This is a genomic window from Mycobacterium parascrofulaceum ATCC BAA-614, from assembly GCF_000164135.1.
GTDB classification, from domain to species: Bacteria; Actinomycetota; Actinomycetes; order Mycobacteriales; family Mycobacteriaceae; genus Mycobacterium; species Mycobacterium parascrofulaceum.
The window spans coordinates 1-1,460 of record NZ_GG770607.1 but is presented as its reverse complement, the minus strand read 5'-3'; the positions used below and the strand labels follow the sequence as shown (position 1 = coordinate 1,460).

At 64.7% G+C, this 1,460-nt stretch carries 1 protein-coding gene; it reads left to right on the top strand.

Going from position 1 to position 1,460, the window contains the following annotated elements; all coding sequences use genetic code 11:
- The first annotated feature begins 235 nt into the window (after positions 1-235).
- Complete coding sequence (locus tag HMPREF0591_RS29765) at positions 236-1,444, top strand: IS110 family RNA-guided transposase (protein WP_007172600.1); 1,209 nt, start codon at positions 236-238, stop codon at positions 1,442-1,444.
- Positions 1,445-1,460 lie beyond the last annotated feature (16 nt).

Here is a 1,460-nt window from a genome sequence, read left to right as displayed (position 1 = left end):
AAGTTCGTAGGTGCAGTTACTTCGTGTTGTTACGTTGTGCTGTGACCCGGGTGGGTCGGGTGAGGCGGCATGTCGGTTGCCGGCCTGGTGGTGCGGCTTGAAAGGACTGGCCGCCCGGCCTTCCTGGACTTCCTCGGGCCGCTGATTGAGATCTGCGACGTGATCGCTTGTTTAAGGAAATGCTGGCGGGGTTGTCCGTGGGGATCGTGTTGGCAGACAAGCGGATAGGAGATCGATGGCAGCGGGCCAGTTGTGGGCTGGGGTTGATGTCGGCAAGGAACATCACTGGGTGTGCGTGGTCGACAACAGCGGCACGGTGGTGTTGTCGCGCAGACTCGGCAACGAGGAGCAACCGATCCGTGCGCTGATCGGCGAGATTGACTCGTTGGCTGATCAGGTTGCCTGGACGGTGGACCTGACCACGGTGTATGCCGCCCTGTTGTTGACCGTGTTGGCTGATGCCGGCAAGTCGGTGCGCTACCTGGCGGGCCGTGCGGTCTGGCAAGCCTCGGCGGTCTATCGAGGTGGTGAAGCCAAGACCGACGCCAAAGACGCCCGGGTGATCGCTGATCAGTCGCGGATGCGCGGCGATGACTTGCCACTGCTGCATCCCGACGACGATCTGATCACCGAACTGCGGCTGCTCACCGCTCATCGCGCCGACCTGGTCGCTGACCGCACCCGCACGATCAACCGACTGCGCCAACAACTCGTTGCGGTGTGTCCGGCGCTGGAGCGGGCCGCCCAGCTCAGCGCTGACCGGGGCTGGGTAGTGCTGCTGGCGCGCTACCAGCGCCCCAAAGCCATCCGCCAGACCGGTATTTCGCGGCTGACCCGGATCCTGGCCGACGCCGGAGTGCGTAATGCCGCGGCCATTGCGGCGGCTGCGGTGGCGGCCGCCAAAACTCAAACGGTCCGACTGCCCGGCGAACAAGTGGCCGCCGGACTGATCGCTGATCTGGCGCAGGGGGTGATTGCCCTCGATGACCGCATCAAGACCACCGATGCCGACATCGAGGACCGATTTCGCCGCCATCCACTGGCCGAAGTGATCACCAGCATCCCAGGCATGGGATTTCGGCTCGGTGCTGAATTCCTGGCCGCCGTCGGCGATCCCGAACTGATCGGCTCGGCCGACCAGCTCGCCGCCTGGGCCGGGCTCGCACCGGTATCTCGAGATTCGGGAAAACGCACCGGACGACTGCACACCCCCAAGCGCTACAGCCGCCGGCTGCGCCGGGTGATGTACATGTCCGCACTGACCGCCATCCGCTGCGACCCGGCCTCCCGCGCCTACTACCAACGCAAACGAAACCAAGGCAAACGACCCATCCCAGCCACCATCTGCCTGGCCCGACGCCGCACCAACGTCCTCTACGCACTCATCCGCGACAACCGCACCTGGCAACCCGACTCACCCCCGATCACTCAGTCGGCGGCTTGACATCGTCATTGAGAGT